The following is a 19,216-nucleotide window of genomic DNA, read 5'->3' on the forward strand; positions in this document are numbered from 1 at the left end:
ATGATCCTTAATAATTTTAAAATTGCAATCAGAACCCTTTGGAAAGATCGCACGTTTACAGCGCTTAATATTGTAGGTCTTACTGCAGCTTTTGGAGTGGCAATATTGTTAGCCATGTATGCGGTCTTCCAACTTTCTTTTGATCGTTTTCATGAACAAGGAGAATATCTTTATCAAGTTTATTCTGAAGACAGTACTCCAAACGGGCTTCAAGCTAATCTTTCTAAACCAGAACCTTTTGTGGCAGCTCTTCAGGATGAAATAGCAGGGGTCGAAAGAATAACACGTCATAGCGGGTCTGGTATTTTATTAAATCATAAAGACAAGCAATTAGGCATGCATGTTTCTTATGTAGATCCTGATTTTTTTAATATGTTTAGCTTTCCTATCATAAAGGGAGATGCGCAGAATCCAATAACTTCAGAATCCTCAATTGTTATTACTGAAAAAGTCGCAAAACGAATTTTCGGAGAGGAAAATCCCATAGGACAAACCGTTACAGTTTTAAGAGACGAAGAACAGGTACCGTTTAATGTTACCGCAATTGTTAAGGATTTTCCAGATACAAGTTCAATGGGATTTGATGTCGCACTGAATTTTAAAAGTCAACCAAAGCATGCGTACGCTAGAACCATAGGGCGATGGGATATGAAGAATCACACAGTTTATATGCAACTCTCTAAAGAAATAACGCCTAAACAATTTGAAAAAAGCACCATAAATTTTACTCAACTACACTATAAAAGTGAAATAGATAATGCCAAACGGGATGGCGCCCAACCAAATACCAATGGTGTCTATAAACAAATTAAACTATTGCCTTTATCAGACGTCCGATTTGCTAATTTCAGTCAAGGTAGTGTTACTGTAAATCATACCATGCAGTATTTAGTATTGGGTATTGCTATTCTTATTATTTGTATCGCTTGCTTCAATTTTATGAATATGAGCATTGCAAAAAGTGCACAAAGGCTGCGAGAAATTGGGATGCGCAAAACACTAGGAGCCAATAAAGGGCAATTGTTTTTTCAGTTTTGGGGTGAAAGTATTATAATCTTTTTAGTTTCTACAGGTTTAGGAGTTTTAATTGCTTCTTTGTTACTAAAACCTTTTCAAACATTATTTAAAACTAAAGCTTCGTTTGCAACTATATTGACCCCCTCTACTCTGCTCGGGTTAATTTTAAGTTTGGTAATCATCACTATCATCGCGGGAGGTTATCCTTCTTTGTTAATGAGTCGTCTAGGTACTTTACAAAGTCTAAAAGGTAAACTGGAAAACAGTGGAAAAAATCATGTACGCAACAGTTTAATCATAGTACAGTTTGGGATTGCCATACTACTTATCAGCGGGACACTTGTGCTTTGGAATCAGGTTGAGTTTATGCGTACCAAAGATTTGGGGTTTAATAAAGATCAGGTAATTGCTTTTCCTCTTAATGGAAAACGTAACGATCAACAAGCTATTCAATTACTTCGGGACGCCCTTGAAGATAAAACAGATATTGTGAGTATTACAGCTTCCAATAATATTTTGGGCTTTGGCAAGGATGGAAATCGTTCTACAAGTGTTATGGGTTTTGACTACAAAGGTCGTGGTGTGGATACCCATATGTTAGTTGTAGATGCAGATTATGTTGAAACCTTAGATTTACATCTTATTGAAGGTCGTTCTTTTCGAAAAAACTTAGCTAGCGATAGTCTATCGATTATCATTAATGAATCGATGGCTAAAAAATTAAATGAAAAGGAAATTTTGAATACCAAAATTTTCTTAGAAGATTCTGTAGCCTTTTCTGTAGTGGGAGTTATAAAAGACTTTAATTTTCAGGAACTTGATCGAAATATTGCACCGATGACGCTTTTTGCGTTACCTAATTGGAATTTAAGACACGTATATGTGAAAGTTGCACCTCAAAATTTAGAGCAATCTTACACTAATGTCAAAGCTGCATGGGCATCAATAGAACCCAATGCAGAGTTTCTAGGATCTTTTTTAGACGAAAACATAGAACGTACGTTACACAACGAGCGCACGATGGTCACGATGATTGGAAGCGGTTCTTTACTTGCTATAATTCTGAGCTGTATTGGTCTATTTGCCATCTCTCTTCTGGTTGTTGCGCAACGCAGAAAGGAAATAGGAATCCGAAAAGTTGTAGGTGCAAGTGTTTCAAAAATAACAATGATGCTATCCATTGACTTTTTAAAACTTGTACTCATTGCCTTTGTGATAGCCACTCCTATTGCTTGGTATTTCTCTTCTCAATGGCTTCAGAATTATACCTATCATATTAATCTTACTTTTTGGGTTTTTCTAACCGCTGGGAGTATTACCGTATTAATTGCCTTGGCTACCATAAGTATCAAAACAATCAAAGCCGCTATACAAAATCCAGTAAAAAGCCTTAAAACGGAATAAAAATTAATCATTTAATAACGAACAATTATAATCAGGAATTATAAAAAATCGTGTAGAAAAATTTACAAAAACGAAAAGTATTTTCCTTTTTAAATATTTTGGGATTAACCTTGGGGGTTGGATATCCTATTTTAATATTTCTGTACGCAAATGATCATCTCCAATTTGATAATTTTCATCATAATGAAGATAGTATTCATAGAGTAGTAACAGAAGAGCATCAGGGCCAGATAGAGTATGAACCAAATGTCCCTACTGGTTTGTAGAAGTATTTAAATTCGATTTTAATTCTTTCAATCCGAATACTCTATCAAAAGAAAAAAGTATACTTTAATAAACTTAGGGCTACATAGGATTTTAAATAAAAAACTTTTCTAAATATTTCCAAAGGTGATCAGGCTGGTTTTTGTCCTGTCATCTAGAGTCTCTTTTGGTAAACTCAAAAAAGGCTTTGTTGAGAAGTCATTCTGAAAAATCATCCGAATTGATAATTTTCTATAACACCTATTTTTTTTCTAAATGCACAACGGGTTATGATTCATTATTATTTGAAAATAACCAAGAAGATAAATTAAAAACGAAGGAATTTCCTACGTTTACTGAATTTATTACAGTATCTATTAAAGGATATTGAAAATCGAAGATTCCACACAGCTAAATACATTGTTTTCAGAAGGAAGAGTCCTAATTTTAAAGTGTTCGATTATGAACAAGAAGTGTATCAAAATCGAACACTTTCATTTTTGAAATAAAAAATAAATTACTGATTATCAGTATTTTAAATATCCGGCATCATCTTCTCTATATAATTTACACAAGTCATTATTTCAATCAAAAACTAACAGTATGATCTTTAATTATATAAAAATTGCTTTTCGTAGTTTACTTAAAAATAAGGGATATAGCTTTCTAAATATTTTTGGCTTAGCTATGGGCATCACCTGCGCCAGTCTAATTTTTCTATGGGTAGAAGATGAATTGAGTTTTAATGACTCTTTTGCGAAACAAGATCAAATCTATTACATTCCAACCAATCAGAATTACGAAGGTGAATGGCGTACATTTTATTCCACACCAGGTCCTCTGGCACAGGCAATGAAAGACGAGATTCCAGGAATTATAAAAGCTACTCGTTCCAGCTCAGAAGAACGTCTCTTTACTGTTGGTGATAATGCTATTAGTATAAGAGGTCGATATGCAGATGCTGATTTTTTAGAAATTTTTGATCTTAAATTTATAGAAGGAGATAGAGATAATGCATTTAGTAATCCAGAAGCAATCGTTATCACCAAAGAAACTGCAGAACAACTTTTTGGAGAAAAGACTAAAGTCTATGGAAAAACAATCAAAATAAATAACCAAGATATTTATCTTATAACAGGAGTTATCGAAAATCTTCCAAAAAGCGTATCATTTCCTTTTGATTGGGTTGCTCCTTTCGAAAGATATCGAGATGGTGCAGAATGGATGACAACCTATGGAAGTAATTTTTCAGACACTTTTGTTGAACTATCAACAGAAGCCAATTTTGAAGCAGTTGATAAAAAAGTTCGAGAAATACTACCCATAAAAAGCCCAAATAGCGATACCTATGCTTTTTTACATTCCATAAAAGATTGGCATTTAAGATCAAAATTCGAAGGAGGAAAAAAAGTTGGAGGAAAAATCATCTTTGTTCGTCTCTTTTCTATAATTGCGCTCATAATATTACTTATCGCCTGTATCAACTTTATGAATTTATCTACTGCCAGAAGTGAAAAAAGAGCAAATGAAGTTGGAGTCAGAAAAGCAATTGGGTCTAGTCGTCCAAGGTTAATGTTACAGTTTATTATTGAGTCACTTATGATGGCGTTTTTTGCATCTATGGTAAGTATTTTATTATTATTTTTAATATTACCGCAATTCAACTTACTCATCGAAAAAGAGTTAATACTAGGCCTATCTAATCCCACTCATATCGGAATCTTATTATTCATAACAATTATTTGTGGAGTATTTGCCGGATTATATCCTGCATTCTATTTATCTTCTTTTAAACCTGTAGAGGTTCTAAAAGGTATAAAAGTAACTGGTGGTTCTGCGTCTTTTATAAGAAAAGGATTGGTAGTAGGTCAATTCACAATATCCATTGTGTTCATTATTTGCACCATACTCGTATATCAACAAATTCAACACGTGAAAAATAGAGATTTGGGGTATAATAAAGACCATTTGATAAGGATGCATGCTAATGGTAACATCATTGAAAAATTTAATGTTTTTGAACAAGATCTAAAAAATACTGGAATAGTAGACGGTGTGGCATTAAGCAACTCTCAAATGTTATCTGCTGGAAATAATGGATCAGGCTTGCAATGGGAAGGAGGAACAGATACTGAAGATGTTTTGATTTCATATAGACATGTAAATTCAGATTTTTTTAAGACTACGGGAATAGAACTTATAGAAGGACGAGGTTTTAAGAAAAATCAAAATCTGGACAGCACGAATGTAATAATAACACAATCTCTAGCTAAACTTATGGGTGATGGTTCTCCTATCGGAAAAACAATAACCGGAGGTGATGATGTTTATAATATTATAGGTATTACAAAAGATTACCAGTATGGTGATATGTACGGTGCTAGTGATCCTGTTATGTTTTTTAACAACCATAACTACGCTCGATATTTCTATATAAAAACCAAATCTGGTGTAGCTCTAAATGACATGCTTGCTTCTATTGAAAAAGTAATGAAAAAAAACAATCCCGCTTTTCCTTTCGAATATACGTTTGTAGATGAAGCATTTAATGCTGTATTTAAAAGTGAGCAGCTGGTTGGTAAACTATCACAAATATTTGCATTACTAGCTATCTTAATTTCTTGCTTGGGGCTTTTTGGATTAGCCGCTTACACAGCAGAGCAGCGTAGTAAAGAAATTGGAGTAAGAAAAGTACTAGGAGCTAGTGTAACGGGGATTGTAAAACTACTATCAAAAGATTTTCTGAAATTAGTATGCATTGCAATTTTGTTAGCAATTCCATTAGCTTGGTTAGTAATGAATAACTGGTTAAAAGATTATGCCTACAGAATCGAAATAAACTGGCTCGTTTTTGTAATCGCTGGATTTGTAGCCATCATCATTGCACTAGCTACTGTCAGTTTCCAGGCTATTAAAGCTGCGATTACTAATCCCATAAATAGTTTAAAAACAGAATAAAATTTATAAACCTGTTCGTCTAAGGCGGGCAAAAAACAAATTCATCATGAAACATCTCAAATATTTTCTAGCATTAATCGTATTAACAAGTACTCAACTAGTAATAGCACAAACAAAGAAGAGCGTTAGTGCTTTTGAAAAAGTAATTATAAGTCCACACATACAGGTAACTTTTGTAGAAAGTAATGACGAATCTGTAACCATAGAAGAAAGTACAGAGCCAGAAGACAAAATCAATATTGAGGTAAAAGGAAACGTACTTCGTGTGTATTTAGATAATGCTAAGGAAACTACCAAAAACAAAACCGTAATTATAAATGGAACAAAAAGAAAAGTTCCTATTTATAAAGGAAAAGTACTAACAGTTACCATTGGTTATAAACAGCTTAAAGAACTTTCGATAAGAGGAGAACAAGCGACTTTATGTAAAAGTAAAATCACTACTGAAAGTTTTGATTTAAATATTTACGGGGAATCACAAGTAGTTTTTAATGAAGTGAATTTCGAAAATATGGACGTAGATATCTATGGTGAGAGCACTTTGAAAATAGAAAAAGGAACTATCGAAAATCAAAAAATTACGGCCTATGGAGAAAGTGTTACTGATTTACTGGCAATAGATAATAAAAACACAAAATTAAAAGCTTTTGGAGAAGCCGAATTCAAAATTCAAGCATCTAATCGTATCAAACTTACGTCTTTTGGCGAAGCAAGACTATATTACAAAGGTGATGCAAGTATTAGTAAAGGTTTAAACATAGGAGAAGTAGAAATATCAGAAATTCAATAATATTATTTAACACTATAATAATTCATCACAAAAAATATGATCTTACAACTTAACAATACCTCTAGAGTAATCAGTTCTGGAGGAAAAAAAATAGCATTACTCGATAGTATCAACCTAAATGTTAATGAAGGTGAATTCATTTCATTAATGGGTCCATCGGGATCAGGTAAATCTACATTATTGAATTGCATCGGTATGTTAGATAATTTTACCGACGGTAGCTATACCTTTTTAGATGAAGCTGTTCATACTATGAAAGAGAAGCAACGATCTAAACTTTACAAAGAGTATATAGGTTTTGTTTTTCAGGCATATCATCTTATTGATGAACTAACTGTTTATGAAAACATTGAAACTCCTCTACTCTACAAAAATGTAAAGTCCTCAGAAAGAAAAGCATTAGTAGCTGATATGTTAGATCGTTTTAATATTGTCGGTAAAAAAGATTTATTCCCGTCTCAGTTAAGTGGCGGACAACAGCAATTGGTCGGAATTGCCAGAGCACTAATTACCAAACCAAAATTAATTTTGGCAGATGAACCTACAGGAAACCTAAATTCTAAACAGAGTATCGAGATTATGGAATTGTTTTCAGAACTAAACAAAGAAGGTGTAACGATAATACAAGCAACACACTCTGAAAATAACGCTTCTTATGGTTCGAGAATTATTAATCTTTTAGACGGAAATATCGTCTCTGAATAATCAAAAATAACATGTCACTGAAATCAATTATTTATATCAGTGCTTTTCTTTTACAATTCGTTGGATTTACACAAAGAAAAGACACAAAAAGGTACTCCCTAGACCAGTGTATCGATATCGCTTTAGAAAATAATCTGGATTTAAAATCCACTATTTTGAATGCTACTACAGCCAGAGTAAACTATAATCAATCCAAAGCCAACATCCTACCAACACTAAATGGAAACTATAATATTGGTGTTAATAATGGACGTAGTATTGATCCATTTACCAATGATTTCATAAATCAAGAACTAACGTTTTCTAATGCAAGATTGAATCTGGATGCTACTATATTTAACGGGTTCCGACTATTAAACACAGTGCGTCAACAACGACTTAACAAACAAGCTTCTGAAATGGAAATAGAAGAGGCTAAACAATCATTAATACTAAATGTAACCTTAGCATATCTTCAAGTTTTAAACAGAAAAGATGTATTAGCTTTAGCCGAAACAAGATTAATAGCGACTAATAAACAATTAAAACAACAGGGAGATTTGTACAATGAAGAGGTTGGAAATCCAGCTGATTATGCAGATATAAAAGGTCAAAAAACCATTGATGAAACGAATATCTTAACTGCTGAAAGCGATTTAAATAATGCGAAACTAAGCCTTGCTAGATTAATGAACTTACCGGGAGATATTTTGGTAGATAAAGCTTCAATTTTACTGGATTTCGAAAAATACACACTTTCATCAGACGATATTTTTAATGAAGCAATGCAAAACTTAGCAACTTTTAAAGCTAAAGAATTAAGATCAAAAGCTGCTGAAAAAGGAATTAAAGTTGCTAAAGCCCAGTATATTCCTGAAATTTCGTTTTTTGGACAAGTAAACACCAATTATTCTAGTGTCGCTGAAACATTTACAGAAATAGGTTCTAATATTGTAGAAACAGGAGATTTTGTAACTGTAAATAATGATCAAATTTCTGTTTTTACAAATCAATCACAGTTTAATGGAGAAAAAATTGAGTATTTGGATCAGTTTGATAATAATTTAAATACTGTTGTAGGAATTGCTGTAGACATTCCTTTATTCAATGGTTTTCAAGCGAAAAACAATGTAGCCCTAGAAAAAATAAAAGCCGAAGAATCTCTTATTGAACTGGAACGAACTGCACTAGAAATAAAAAATGCTATTGCGCAGGTTCATTTTGATATGCAAGCAGCCTATCAACGTTATGAAAGCCTACAAAATCAAGTAACTGCATTCGAGGAATCATATCGTGTGAATGAAATTCGTTTTAATAACGGTGTATCCAACTTTATAGCATATATAACCAGCAAGAACAATTTAGACAATGCAGAAACTAATCTTACGAATGCCAAATACGAATATATATTGCGTGTTAAAATATTAGAGTTTTATCGAGGGAATTCTTTGTGATTTTATCCATAGATTTCTTTTAACAATGAAGTTTTCTCTCTGGTTTTACTTTACATTAAAAAACCATCCTCATAAACAGTATACATTTCTATTTATTATACACTTAAAAAATCGTTTGTTTTCTCTGTAAAGAGTGAGTGTAAGAAATTAAAGTAAAAAACATCCGTGTGTTTGCTATAATTTCTCCTGAAAAATAAAAAAGAGGCTGTAGTTATACAGCCTCTAACAAATTCAAAATTATTTATTTAATTCAATGTAGCTATAGGAGCTGTATATCCTCCTTTACTTACAGATCCATTTGTTCCTGTACTATTACCTCTTAATAACAATATTCCTGCTACGTGCGGTGATGCCATAGAAGTACCTGAAATATTGTTAAACTGACCATTTAGCCAAGTAGACCATACTGCTGTACCTGGAGCCCAACGATCTACACTGTCACCAAAGTTTGAAGAACCTGCAGCAGCACTTGAACGAGTCATGTTACCAACACACCAAGAACTACTTGTTTCTAACCTTTGTGGTGAATAAAATTGGGTATCATCATTACTATTACCTGCCGCCATAGCTCCATAAGTCGTTCTTTCTAAATTTCTAAACGTATCATCTATTGCCTGAGAAGTAAATCGATTACGAAATCCTACACTATAGTTCCAAGTATCTCCATTACTTGCATTACTAGCTACGTAATCAATTCCTGAAAGAATACCAGCAGTAGCACCACTCCCCGCAGCATTTAAAACTCTCACGGAAACTACAGTTGCACCATATGCTACACCAATAACTCCAGAACCATTATTTTTTGCAGCAACAGTTCCAGCTACATGAGTTCCATGCCCATTTTGATCTTGCCATGATCCACCAACGAAACTTACGCTTCGACCAGTATCGATGTTTAAATCACTATGTGGTGCAATACCACTATCGATAATCCAACAAGTTCTACCACTACCGTTAGCTCTTCCTACTCTTTCTATACCCCAAGGTAAAAACTCTCCATTAGAAAGTTGAGAATCCTTTGTAGCATCTTTTCCTTGTACTGTTGCAGGAAGCGTACTTACAGGTTTACCCATATCAATATCCAGCTTTTGAATATAATTTGGTTCTATATAAGCTACTTCAGGATCATTTTTAAGCATCTCTGCTTGCTTTTCGGATAAGTTTTTAACAGCAAAACCCTGAATAGCATTACTGTAAGTTTGTTTTATATTATCTTCTGCTATTGCATATTTAGATAATGTATACTGAGATTTAGCTTTCATTTCGGCACTTTTACCGGAAATAGATTCATCTGCTCTATAAATTACAATATACTCTCCAGGTATAGCTTGATCAGCTCCTATATTTTCTATAGTCTCTATTTCTGATTCTAAATCTGTAATTGCTTCTCCATCCTTTTCGCAACTATAAAAGAGAAAAGAAAAGACTGTAATTGTACTTAAAATTCTTAATCTAGTTTTCATGATTTTTTAATTTTGTGTTAACGTTTAATTTTAGTTTTAAATTAAAATGTTGAGTTTTAATAAATTTCATTATCCAAAAGTAGAGATTAATAAGAATAAAAAAATACGGCAAAAACATAACAATCAAACGGCTACACTAAAATCGCCTGTCTCTGATAATACAAAGCATATCTTGATTTTCAATAATGCAATACAGTTGCATTATTGAAAATCAAAAGGTTAAACAGAAAAAAAAAGATTTAGATTCAATAAAAAATAATAGGGAAATTAACTCATATCAATAAAACTAATTTTAGTTGCATTTAACACTTAATTAACGGTGATTTAGCAAAAAAATAAAATTTATTAAGACTAAATCTTTTAGATTTAGTCTTAATAAATCATTTAATTTCTATCATTTATCAAAAAAAAACTGGAATTACGACAGTATTTAAAAGTTAAAAATGCAATAGGTCAGGTTCATTTTGATATTAGAATTACATATGATCGTTTTCAAAATTTACTGAACCAAGCAATAATTTTCGGAGAATCAAATCATGTAAATGAAATCAAATTTAATAAGGGTATATCGAATTTTATAGCTTGTATAAATAGTATGATCTACTTAGACAATGCAGCAACTAATCATACGAATACCAAATATGAGTATTTTTTAAGAGCAAAGATTTTAGAGTTTTATTGAGGGAATTCTTTAAAACCTTAAGAGTTTATAAAAAATTGATATAAAATTTAAATAGAATTTATAGTTCTTTCCATGAATCTGTATAATTCATGCATTTCTTTTTTACTGGCTTCTTTGCCCAAGCGACCGGCAAAATAGAGGACAAACCAGTTAATAAAAAGAAAAAACATTGTAATGATTCCATATAAGCAATCATCTCCTAAACTCATATTGACATATATCCAGATACATGCTCCTAAAAATGCAGTGAACACAATAAAATGTGCAAACATAAAAAATGTCCAAACCGTTGGACTGGGGCCAAAAAGTCCTTTCAGTTTTGGTTGATCGTTAACATCATAAATTTCTAAATGCAATTGCGGAGACCAAAAATGTTGATCTTTTTTAGGAATTTTTATAAAAACGTGATGATCTACACGGCTTATCTTAAAATTCTTACAGCCTTTTCCTTTCTGTTTAAAAGCTTCTAAGACCTTTTCTGATGGCATATCCAAGTCCTGAAAAAACCGTGGCCGTAATACAATGTCCTTTTTTATCTCCATAGATAAAGATTAAGGTCAATGTTACTATTTTTCTAAATCTATTTTACTGATTTTTATCAGTTTTCAGGAATATCTAGCCCAAATGCATTGCTATTGATTTAAATTCATAAACCATAACTTTTTTAATAAAATTATAAATCTTTACGCCTGTTAAAATCTGGTTAATATAGAACACACACACTATAAATAAGAGCTAATTACCTTATATTTATACTGTTAAGAAATTTTAGCAAATGTTTAAATAAATAATAAAGTGAGTTGTTTTATGACAAACTAGATTCTCAGAACTACTATAGGATGAATGATAAACAACAAAATAGCATCCATTTTTTTAGGCAATTTGTCTTCATTTTTGTGGTGTGTACTATGATCATTCAGCCCGTTATACAAACCTTTGATTTCTTATTTCAGGACAATTATGAATTAGCAAACTATGATTGGGACAAAAACACCGAGAAAGAAGAACAAGAGAAAGACGGTAAAGACGAAAAAATAGAAATACTAATTACCAGTGATTATTCTTACCAATTTACACAGAATAAAAAATCCCAGTGTCCGTGGTTACAGACTTATTTATGTGATGTATACCAAGAAATCCCGATACCTCCTCCAGAACTCGTATAATTTTTACAATTACTATTGGTGTAAGAGTATATCAAAAGTATATTTATAAAGAAGCTATATATTCTTTTTCAGAATGATCATTTTACGAACAATCCTATAAATTATCAATAACTAAAAACTTGTAGAAACCAAGTATAGATGATAGGATATTTACCGTATCAATACTATTATTAAATAGTATAAGTTTAGGCTTTTCTAAATATTAAAGAGGGATTAATTAGATTTCCTTTTCTCTACAAGATGCAATAAACACTGAAACCTATAACTATTTCAAATATAAGTTTAAAAACCTAAAACCATGAAAAATCAAGATCATAAGAATAAATATCAGTTATTAGTCCTTATAGATTTAACCAAAAAATCATATACCGCATTAAAAAATGCAATCAACTTAGCAAAAGTAATGCGTGGAACTATTGAGGTATTTCATGTGAGTCCACCTGCGGACGTTGTAAAATACGAAAATCAACTTTCTGCAATGCGTGCCATAAGTGAAATACATACTACAACAGAAAAAAAACTACAGGATTTAATACTGGAAATTTCAGAAGAAGAAAATGTTGCTATCACGTATAAATTCACTTTTGGTAATGTAAAAAACGAAATCCATAATTATATTCAGAAAACCAATCCCGACATTGTTGTTATTGGTAAGAGAGAGAAAAAGATAATTAATTTTTTAGAAGATGGCGTAACTAAATTTTTACTAAAAAAACATTCTGGGATTATTATGATTGCTGGTAACGAAAGAACTATACAATCAAATAGTAATATTTCTTTAGGCTTTTATAATAATAACAATAATGTTATCGACAAAAACACCATACAATTTGTTAAAGATCTACATGAGCAGCCTAGAAAACCTATAAAATTCTTTAGTATTCGTAAAAGATCTGCTGCAGAGAAAGCAAAATTAACAATCTCTCGTATAAAAACCGCTTGTAATCTTATGAATGCAGTAGAGTATGAATTTGAAGAAAGCCCTTATTCCATTAATGGTCTTACAACCTATGTTTCTAAAAATAATGTTGAACTATTGTGTATGGGTCGTTTTAGTGATACTAAAGGATGGTTAAACAGACTCATTAATAGAAAGTCTTCAATGGGCAATGTGATCGAAAAACTTAATATTTCTTTACTTGTTACTGGAGGTAAATAGTACAATACATGCGCTATTCATATAAATCATTAATAGATTCTTCTCTACATATGAACTAAAAATATAAAGCCAATATTTATATCATAATCAACAGAACTTGATTGTACAGGGCATAATATATAATGGATATCATTATTTATATGATAGTGACTCAGATTATATGGATAAGACATGAGTGTTAAGATGCAGTATAAATGATCTTATTTTATCAACCTCATTTTCTTTGACAAAAGTGGGCCTAATTTCCAAGCGAACTATTCTCTCTTTTTTATAAAACCTAGGCATTCGAGTAGTTGTTGTGCCCAATAGGGTTTTGAAAACATCGAAATTTACGAATCCATCCACTCAAAAAGTCTTCCATAATTGGTAAATTATTTCTCATTCAATTCTTTTTATAAAAATATTCATTTGCTGGGTAACAGATTCGTACTTATAGGAACACGGAGGTAGTATTAACTTTTAATCAATATATTATGTTAAAGAGTATTGTGAATTTAGGAACCTAATTAAACAAAGTCCAACAACAATCAATCAACGGGGTAAAGTTCTAGCAATTCAACAATCTTGCGAAGATTTTTGTTGTGTGAAGGTGATCCATCAGATGGTGACAATTATAACGCTTGTATGGCAAACTGCGATGATTAAATAGTATTTTAAGTATAATAGAGCTACAACTTACTTATATTAATCTCTGATAATAAAGTCTTCCTTAACTGGAAGATTATATTTTAATTTTTCTCTTTCAATACCTACCAAAAGATTACGCCTATCAAAATACAAAAGAAGTGGTAAATCAAAAAAATTGGCGATTTTACAAATAGATAATATTCTTTTGGTTAAACCTTATGATTTCAATAGTAAACCAAGTAAAAAACATTAAAGATTAGTCATTTTTAAAAAGAATCATATTACTTTTTATATCTAACATTTTCTTCTTCTAACCCATAACAAAGAGCTGCTTTTTTTAAGCCAAAAATTCTACCATTCTTTGCTTCGTAATTTGCATATAAAGCACCATTTTTTCTAAATGCTTGCTGTATTCCTTCTTCTTTTCCTTTGTTCATGTTTAACTTTTTAAAAAGCTCCCCAGTTGGATACCATTTCTTTTGCTCTCCATGGGGTTTACCTTTATGATAATTGAGTTGAGCAATAAGGATATGTAACGAATCTGGAGACCATATTTTTTTTTCTCCATGTAGTTTTCCATTATGATAATCTGTAACATTTTTTAAATGTCCATCAGGATACCATTGAATATATTTGTTTTGCTTTTTCCCAAGTAAGACTCCAAACTTTTCCTTCAATCTACTATCTGGATAATAGCTTACTGCAAATCCAGAATATGGCTGATTGTTAAACATCCATATGGATATTTTACGATCATAGTGCAGGGCTGATTTTAACAATATTGTTTCTGGTGCCTTTAAGAGGAGATTTGTATTACGGTTTATTGATGATTTCTCTTTTTGTTCGGAACAGCCAATTGATAGAATGCATACAAACAAAAAACTCCAAAAAATTATTTTCATTATAGTAATTTTAATTTAAGTAATTAATCTAAAAAGAAATCACCCAAAAAAACAAGAAAATGCCAAAAGTGATTTCTTTTCCAATGAATCATCTTTGATATTACCTACATAATATTATTAGGAGTGCCTTGCAAATCAACAGCAAAAAGGGCTATTATAGACCCTAAATAATATTCATTGATGATGTGATAATGATAAAAATCGTCACCCTCACTGTGCTGTGTCGAAGTGTTATGTCCTCCAGAAACATCCAAATCTATTGGATTATCACCGGTCGAGTTACATTTTCTACCATAAATTAAAAATCCATCTGATAAGATTCCTACCAATTTTTCATCGTCATGAGAAAGCACGGTATTTTCCGGAACATCCGAAGATTCAACATGGTAGTGATACCCTGAAGGCCCATTGTGAGCTCCTGCATAATCAAATGTTTCTACAATCATTTCTTCTATTGGCCTATTGTCCCCTTCTTGATCATTAAAAATAGGGACTCCCGTTACAGAAATACCAATTGCACCTAGCCCTGTAGCCGTAGTCGAAGCGGCTATTTCTGGCGCAGAAGGAACAGTAACAGTAATGCTACGACTTCCAATACCTCCAGGAGTTAAACGAGTAGCCACTACCGGATCAATATATAAAGGTTCGGTTTCTGCCCAGTAAGGAGACGTGTGATTAGGTAAACCATTTGATTCAATAGTAATTTCGTCACTATCAAAAGAAATAGTAACAGCATCAGGATTAAATTCATCAAATGCAGATAATGGTGTGCTACCTTCGGTTGATGGATCCCCTGTATTGTTCGAATCATCCTTACAAGATGAAATTAAAATAATAGCTCCCAAAAGGAACAAAGATGTGAATTTTGAGTTTTTCATATTTTTAAATTTAAATGTAAGTGTGTTATAGTTAGACTTTACTATTTAAAAAAGGTTTAATTGTGGTGAAGATTTAATAACTGTTAGCCTAAACGTCTCTTTTATAACTCGTTTATTTTCTTAAGTAGCAATATGAATTACTTTAATCTTAAGTATGAAATATATTGAACTTCTTAAAGTCACAGATTGGTGTTAATAGGATAGGTATCTCCTAGAGCAAATCTCATAACAAGTTTTAAAACATTATTTTACATTCATTAATGCAACATACATTGCATCTAGAAAGTCTTGCTGTTTTTTATCGTCCTTAAAATAGCGTTGATATAACACACTACAGCCTTCTACATCTAAGATGTTAGATGTATCAAAAGACCAGTTGTCTCGGTTCTTTACTGTAATATCTAGACTACAACCTTCTTCTTTCCATTTTTTGTAAAATGCTGTTTCATTGTTGGGTGCTACTTCAAAATCTGCATACACACTATATCCGCTCATATCTTTATTAAAAAACTTGTAAATAGTAGTAATGGGCACACCACCCCAATTAATCGTTCTACCTCCTGATAATTCAAAACCAGTGAGGTATTTTTCATTCATTATCGAACCTTGCTCTCCTTTTTTTAGGAAGTGTTTTTCGAAGTTTAACTTAGTCCCTTCTGGTATCGCTATTTCTTTAATTGTTATAGGCTCTGTGGTTATGAAATAGGGATTGTTAGCAGGCGATCCATTAGGGTTTAAGGTAAGGTCACAAGCAATAAAGAAACTTATAATTAATGTAATAAAAGATAATTTTAAGAATTTCATAATCTGTTTTCTATTTTTCTGTTTCAGTAGAAAAGTAACGTATTTTCTAAACCATCACCAACGTACAACTAGTATACATTACAAACCTATGTTAGATAAAATAAAAAAACAACCATAATACACAAAAGCAATATGGTTGTTAAATATATATTCTTACTCATAGTTTCTACTAGTCACAGACCAGTACTCTTGAGGCTTAAACCACTGAATTTTAACAAAAAAATCCTTTCTAGAGCCTTATACGACGGTTACTGTTTCTTTTTTATTTTAGTCAAAATGTGTGATAATATTAAAAACAAGAACGCTATTCCAAAGCCTAAAACTCCTATATTAATTCCTGCTATAGTCTTTTCACTTCCATCTAAATATTTCATAGAACCACCATATCCATCTTTTAAGAAGAATGCTAATAAAAATCCTCCTGTAACCATAAGACTTAATAAAGTGCTTAATTGGACTTCTTTTTTATACCAGACTAACCACAAGCATAATACTCCGATACTTGAGTTAGTTATCAATTGCCAAACTTCATGAATTCTGGCATGAGGAGTCCAATCTGGGTTCCAAACATGCGTTTCATTGATATCCAAAAAAGGGACGACAAACGCATATAGAATTATACTAAATGTTATTGCTATTTTTTTTATCATGACTATTTGTTTTTAGATTACACATCTAATACTATATAGGGTATTTCACTTCAATGGTTCTCAATCCTTGAGTAAACCTTTTTAATCAAGAGAATTGCTATTAGTTGTTTCATGGATTTCGTTTCTAAATTCCTGATAATATGACAAAACACCGCTTGGATCTTCAATTTGCGGCCAATGTCCAATAGCTTCCCCCAATAGCTTTACTTTAGGATTAGGAATCAGTTCTTTATATCGATTAGCCATATGAATACCAGAATTGGGATCGAATGGCCCATTTATAAAGCACATTGGAATCTTTGTGTTTTGCATAGCACTGATCCATCTTTCTTGATGGTTTAATTTGTCAAAAACCAGCCTCCCTATCAAATATGCGATTGACTTACCGTCCTTATAATTTAAAATATTCCAGAATTGATGTATGAGTTGGTCAGTAGGTTGGGTGTTGGGACCAAAAACTGATTTTACTGATTTTTCTAATTTCTTTTTAGTGAGAAGCTGGCTCAACAATTTCCCAATAGGTTTGGGAGATTGAGAAAGCAGTCGCTGTATCATTCTAGGTTTGTAGCTATCCATAAACAAACCACCGTTCATAAACACAACGGATTGCATGGTAAAGCTGTTTTGTGAAGCTAAGTCCCTAGCTAATAATTCTTGTACAATACTAACTCCTAGATCGTGTGACAGGATATGGGTTTGTTTGATACCCCAAAACTCAATTAAAAAGTTGACCATTTCGCTATGTTCCTGAAAGTTATAGTCATGATTTTTGGGTTTATCAGAAAAACCCATACCTAAATAATCAAATGTAAAAACGGTATAATTTTTTACCAAATTTCCCCAAACAGATTTCCACTCGAAGGTATTGAATGGATACCCGTGAAGTATTAAAAGGTTAGGACCATTACCTTCCTTTATATAAAATATTTGATGACCGTTTATAACTGTTGTCCTACCCCTATTCTTCCAAGCAATCACTTCTTTGTCCATTCCAAGCTTAGTATGATTAATAATATCACAAAGCTACTTATTAGGTATGATAGAAATTTGTAAAAATCGGTCGTTTTCGTTATTTGACAGGCTTTTTGGAGTGTGGTTGGTATACTTTTTTATTTCTTTATTAAAATGAGATCTGTCGTAATAGTTTTGGTTAGAGAATAATTCTCCTTTTTTGATGTCTTTGAATGATGCCGAACATCTTATTATATTACAATAACTTTTTAGTGAAAGCCCGAACGTTTTATTAAAATATCTGTTAATTTGCCTACTAGACCAAAATACTTTATCCGTAAAATAGCTTACACTTTCATTGCCTTTAGTTTCACTCAACAACCTGAATAGATTAAGTTTTCGATTATCTACGTTTCTTTCTTTATTAATTTCTTCACTTATTATTGAACTTAACCTATCAATCGTATCTAGGTTTTCGGAAAAGTCAAATGAATTTAGATTCCAAAAAGCATCGGGTAACTTTTTTTCCGAATTTAACAACGGAGCAATACTTTCGCAGAATATATATTCCGCAGCTGGTAATTTGAATTGTATTCCGAAAAGTTGATGATTTGGAGGAATCACCACCTCTACCTCTTTTGTGTATAGTCCTGTTAACACAGTACTTTGGTATTTATAATTATCAAAGTAAACGATAACATCAAAAAAACCGTCAGGTAAAATCGTATAATCAAGTTTTTTTGATGAATCGTTGTCTAACCACCAAAAACACCTGACATACTGTTTCAAAACCTCATTAGATGCTTGTTGGTAGTAAGTCATATCCTATACTTCAAGTTTGGGTTAGTTTATATTTTATCAGTTTTGTATATAATTAGTTATGTGGTTAAGTAACTAATTATATACAAATCGAATAAGTAATTTGCGAGATTTTCTGTAAAAAACTCATTACTAAGTTATTAATATTATAAGGTATTATGCACAGTGTTCTTTTATTTTTCTACCAATACCCTTAACTATTTCCACGTGTCTAAGTTTAACATCTTCTTTATTCAAATTGGCTCTTAGTTGGATGCCAATCAACTGACCAAAAAAAACCATCGTTCTTTCTTTTCTTGATTTTGAATCCTTTCTTTTTGGGGTTGTTTACACCCTAAAAACATGCTGAAGATTATTAATATAAAAAATGTTCTCATCTGTTTCATTTAGGCAATGTACTTCAACTGTTTGTGTATGAAACGTAACGTGTAAAAAAAGCTAACCTTTCCGATTAAAACAAAACTGTGTTTTTATATTTTATTGAGTTTTCTTTGTAAAACTAAACCAAAATATTCGACGATCTTTGCTTAGAAGCACAAACCATAGTATTAACAGAGATTTGAGC

General features: G+C 31.8%; 16 protein-coding genes. 8 read left to right on the top strand and 8 right to left on the bottom strand.

The annotated features are described in order from the left end of the window. The 6 genes from Q0921_RS09815 (at position 1) to Q0921_RS09840 (ending at position 8,550) form a co-directional block, all read left to right on the top strand. The gene (locus Q0921_RS09815; RefSeq protein ID WP_299256281.1) at positions 1-2,421 is read left to right on the top strand and encodes an ABC transporter permease; all 2,421 of its coding nucleotides are present in this window, start codon (positions 1-3) and stop codon (positions 2,419-2,421) included. A gap of 98 nt (positions 2,422-2,519) precedes the next feature. Continuing rightward, on the top strand, positions 2,520-2,687 hold the full coding sequence (locus Q0921_RS09820; RefSeq protein ID WP_299256283.1) for a hypothetical protein: 168 nt from the start codon (positions 2,520-2,522) through the stop codon (positions 2,685-2,687). Positions 2,688-3,267: 580 nt separating this feature from the next. Beyond that, positions 3,268-5,622: an ABC transporter permease gene (locus tag Q0921_RS09825; protein WP_299256285.1), complete on the top strand. Its 2,355-nt coding sequence runs from the start codon at positions 3,268-3,270 to the stop codon at positions 5,620-5,622. Positions 5,623-5,668: 46 nt separating this feature from the next. Continuing rightward, positions 5,669-6,412 (top strand): DUF2807 domain-containing protein, encoded by a 744-nt coding sequence (locus tag Q0921_RS09830; RefSeq protein WP_299256287.1) that lies wholly within the window; start codon positions 5,669-5,671, stop codon positions 6,410-6,412. Positions 6,413-6,448: 36 nt separating this feature from the next. Continuing rightward, positions 6,449-7,117 (top strand): ABC transporter ATP-binding protein, encoded by a 669-nt coding sequence (locus Q0921_RS09835; protein ID WP_299256289.1) that lies wholly within the window; start codon positions 6,449-6,451, stop codon positions 7,115-7,117. Positions 7,118-7,128: 11 nt separating this feature from the next. Next, a complete protein-coding gene (locus Q0921_RS09840; protein ID WP_299256291.1) occupies positions 7,129-8,550 on the top strand; it encodes a TolC family protein in 1,422 nt (473 codons plus the stop codon). Positions 8,551-8,795: 245 nt separating this feature from the next. On the opposite strand, the gene Q0921_RS09845 is transcribed toward Q0921_RS09840, so the two are convergent. Further along, on the bottom strand, positions 8,796-10,013 hold the full coding sequence (locus Q0921_RS09845) for a S8 family serine peptidase (protein WP_299256293.1): 1,218 nt from the start codon (positions 10,011-10,013) through the stop codon (positions 8,796-8,798). A 729-nt stretch (positions 10,014-10,742) separates the two neighbouring features. Beyond that, positions 10,743-11,237: a GTP-binding protein gene (locus Q0921_RS09850; RefSeq protein ID WP_299256295.1), complete on the bottom strand. Its 495-nt coding sequence runs from the start codon at positions 11,235-11,237 to the stop codon at positions 10,743-10,745. A gap of 297 nt (positions 11,238-11,534) precedes the next feature. On the opposite strand from Q0921_RS09850, the gene Q0921_RS09855 reads away from it, so the two are divergent. Both Q0921_RS09855 and Q0921_RS09860 read left to right on the top strand, forming a co-directional pair. Then, entirely contained in the window at positions 11,535-11,861 is a 327-nt protein-coding gene (locus Q0921_RS09855; protein WP_299256297.1) for a hypothetical protein, read from the top strand. Between the two features lie 298 nt (positions 11,862-12,159). Next, positions 12,160-13,020 (top strand): universal stress protein, encoded by an 861-nt coding sequence (locus Q0921_RS09860; protein WP_299256299.1) that lies wholly within the window; start codon positions 12,160-12,162, stop codon positions 13,018-13,020. Between the two features lie 908 nt (positions 13,021-13,928). Here Q0921_RS09860 and Q0921_RS09865 read toward each other — a convergent pair. The 6 genes from Q0921_RS09865 to Q0921_RS09890 all read right to left on the bottom strand — a co-directional run bounded on the left by Q0921_RS09865 (position 13,929) and on the right by Q0921_RS09890 (position 18,654). Beyond that, entirely contained in the window at positions 13,929-14,549 is a 621-nt protein-coding gene (locus Q0921_RS09865; RefSeq protein ID WP_299256301.1) for a hypothetical protein, read from the bottom strand. Positions 14,550-14,653: 104 nt separating this feature from the next. Continuing rightward, complete coding sequence (locus tag Q0921_RS09870) at positions 14,654-15,427, bottom strand: YHYH protein (RefSeq protein ID WP_299256303.1); 774 nt, start codon at positions 15,425-15,427, stop codon at positions 14,654-14,656. A 243-nt stretch (positions 15,428-15,670) separates the two neighbouring features. Continuing rightward, on the bottom strand, positions 15,671-16,231 hold the full coding sequence (locus tag Q0921_RS09875; protein ID WP_299256305.1) for a hypothetical protein: 561 nt from the start codon (positions 16,229-16,231) through the stop codon (positions 15,671-15,673). 248 nt (positions 16,232-16,479) lie between these two features. After that, the gene (locus tag Q0921_RS09880) at positions 16,480-16,881 is read right to left on the bottom strand and encodes a hypothetical protein (RefSeq protein WP_299256307.1); all 402 of its coding nucleotides are present in this window, start codon (positions 16,879-16,881) and stop codon (positions 16,480-16,482) included. Positions 16,882-16,962: 81 nt separating this feature from the next. Then, positions 16,963-17,871 carry an alpha/beta hydrolase gene (locus tag Q0921_RS09885; RefSeq protein ID WP_299256309.1) on the bottom strand — a complete coding sequence of 303 codons (909 nt, stop codon included), beginning with the start codon at positions 17,869-17,871 and terminating at the stop codon, positions 16,963-16,965. 33 nt (positions 17,872-17,904) lie between these two features. Beyond that, positions 17,905-18,654 carry a DUF6597 domain-containing transcriptional factor gene (locus Q0921_RS09890; RefSeq protein WP_299256311.1) on the bottom strand — a complete coding sequence of 250 codons (750 nt, stop codon included), beginning with the start codon at positions 18,652-18,654 and terminating at the stop codon, positions 17,905-17,907. Positions 18,655-19,216: the final 562 nt, after the last annotated feature.

The organism is uncultured Aquimarina sp., assembly GCF_947496855.1.
Lineage (GTDB): Bacteria > Bacteroidota > Bacteroidia > Flavobacteriales > Flavobacteriaceae > Aquimarina.

Coding starts and splice junctions, on each gene's coding strand:
- Q0921_RS09815 (WP_299256281.1), top strand. CDS start 1: ATGATCCTTAATAATTTTAAAATTGCAATCAGAACCCTTTGGAAAGAT.
- Q0921_RS09825 (WP_299256285.1), top strand. CDS start 3,268: ATGATCTTTAATTATATAAAAATTGCTTTTCGTAGTTTACTTAAAAAT.
- Q0921_RS09830 (WP_299256287.1), top strand. CDS start 5,669: ATGAAACATCTCAAATATTTTCTAGCATTAATCGTATTAACAAGTACT.
- Q0921_RS09835 (WP_299256289.1), top strand. CDS start 6,449: ATGATCTTACAACTTAACAATACCTCTAGAGTAATCAGTTCTGGAGGA.
- Q0921_RS09840 (WP_299256291.1), top strand. CDS start 7,129: ATGTCACTGAAATCAATTATTTATATCAGTGCTTTTCTTTTACAATTC.
- Q0921_RS09845 (WP_299256293.1), bottom strand. CDS start 10,013: ATGAAAACTAGATTAAGAATTTTAAGTACAATTACAGTCTTTTCTTTT.
- Q0921_RS09850 (WP_299256295.1), bottom strand. CDS start 11,237: ATGGAGATAAAAAAGGACATTGTATTACGGCCACGGTTTTTTCAGGAC.
- Q0921_RS09855 (WP_299256297.1), top strand. CDS start 11,535: ATGAATGATAAACAACAAAATAGCATCCATTTTTTTAGGCAATTTGTC.
- Q0921_RS09860 (WP_299256299.1), top strand. CDS start 12,160: ATGAAAAATCAAGATCATAAGAATAAATATCAGTTATTAGTCCTTATA.
- Q0921_RS09865 (WP_299256301.1), bottom strand. CDS start 14,549: ATGAAAATAATTTTTTGGAGTTTTTTGTTTGTATGCATTCTATCAATT.
- Q0921_RS09870 (WP_299256303.1), bottom strand. CDS start 15,427: ATGAAAAACTCAAAATTCACATCTTTGTTCCTTTTGGGAGCTATTATT.
- Q0921_RS09875 (WP_299256305.1), bottom strand. CDS start 16,231: ATGAAATTCTTAAAATTATCTTTTATTACATTAATTATAAGTTTCTTT.
- Q0921_RS09880 (WP_299256307.1), bottom strand. CDS start 16,881: ATGATAAAAAAAATAGCAATAACATTTAGTATAATTCTATATGCGTTT.
- Q0921_RS09885 (WP_299256309.1), bottom strand. CDS start 17,871: ATGGACAAAGAAGTGATTGCTTGGAAGAATAGGGGTAGGACAACAGTT.
- Q0921_RS09890 (WP_299256311.1), bottom strand. CDS start 18,654: ATGACTTACTACCAACAAGCATCTAATGAGGTTTTGAAACAGTATGTC.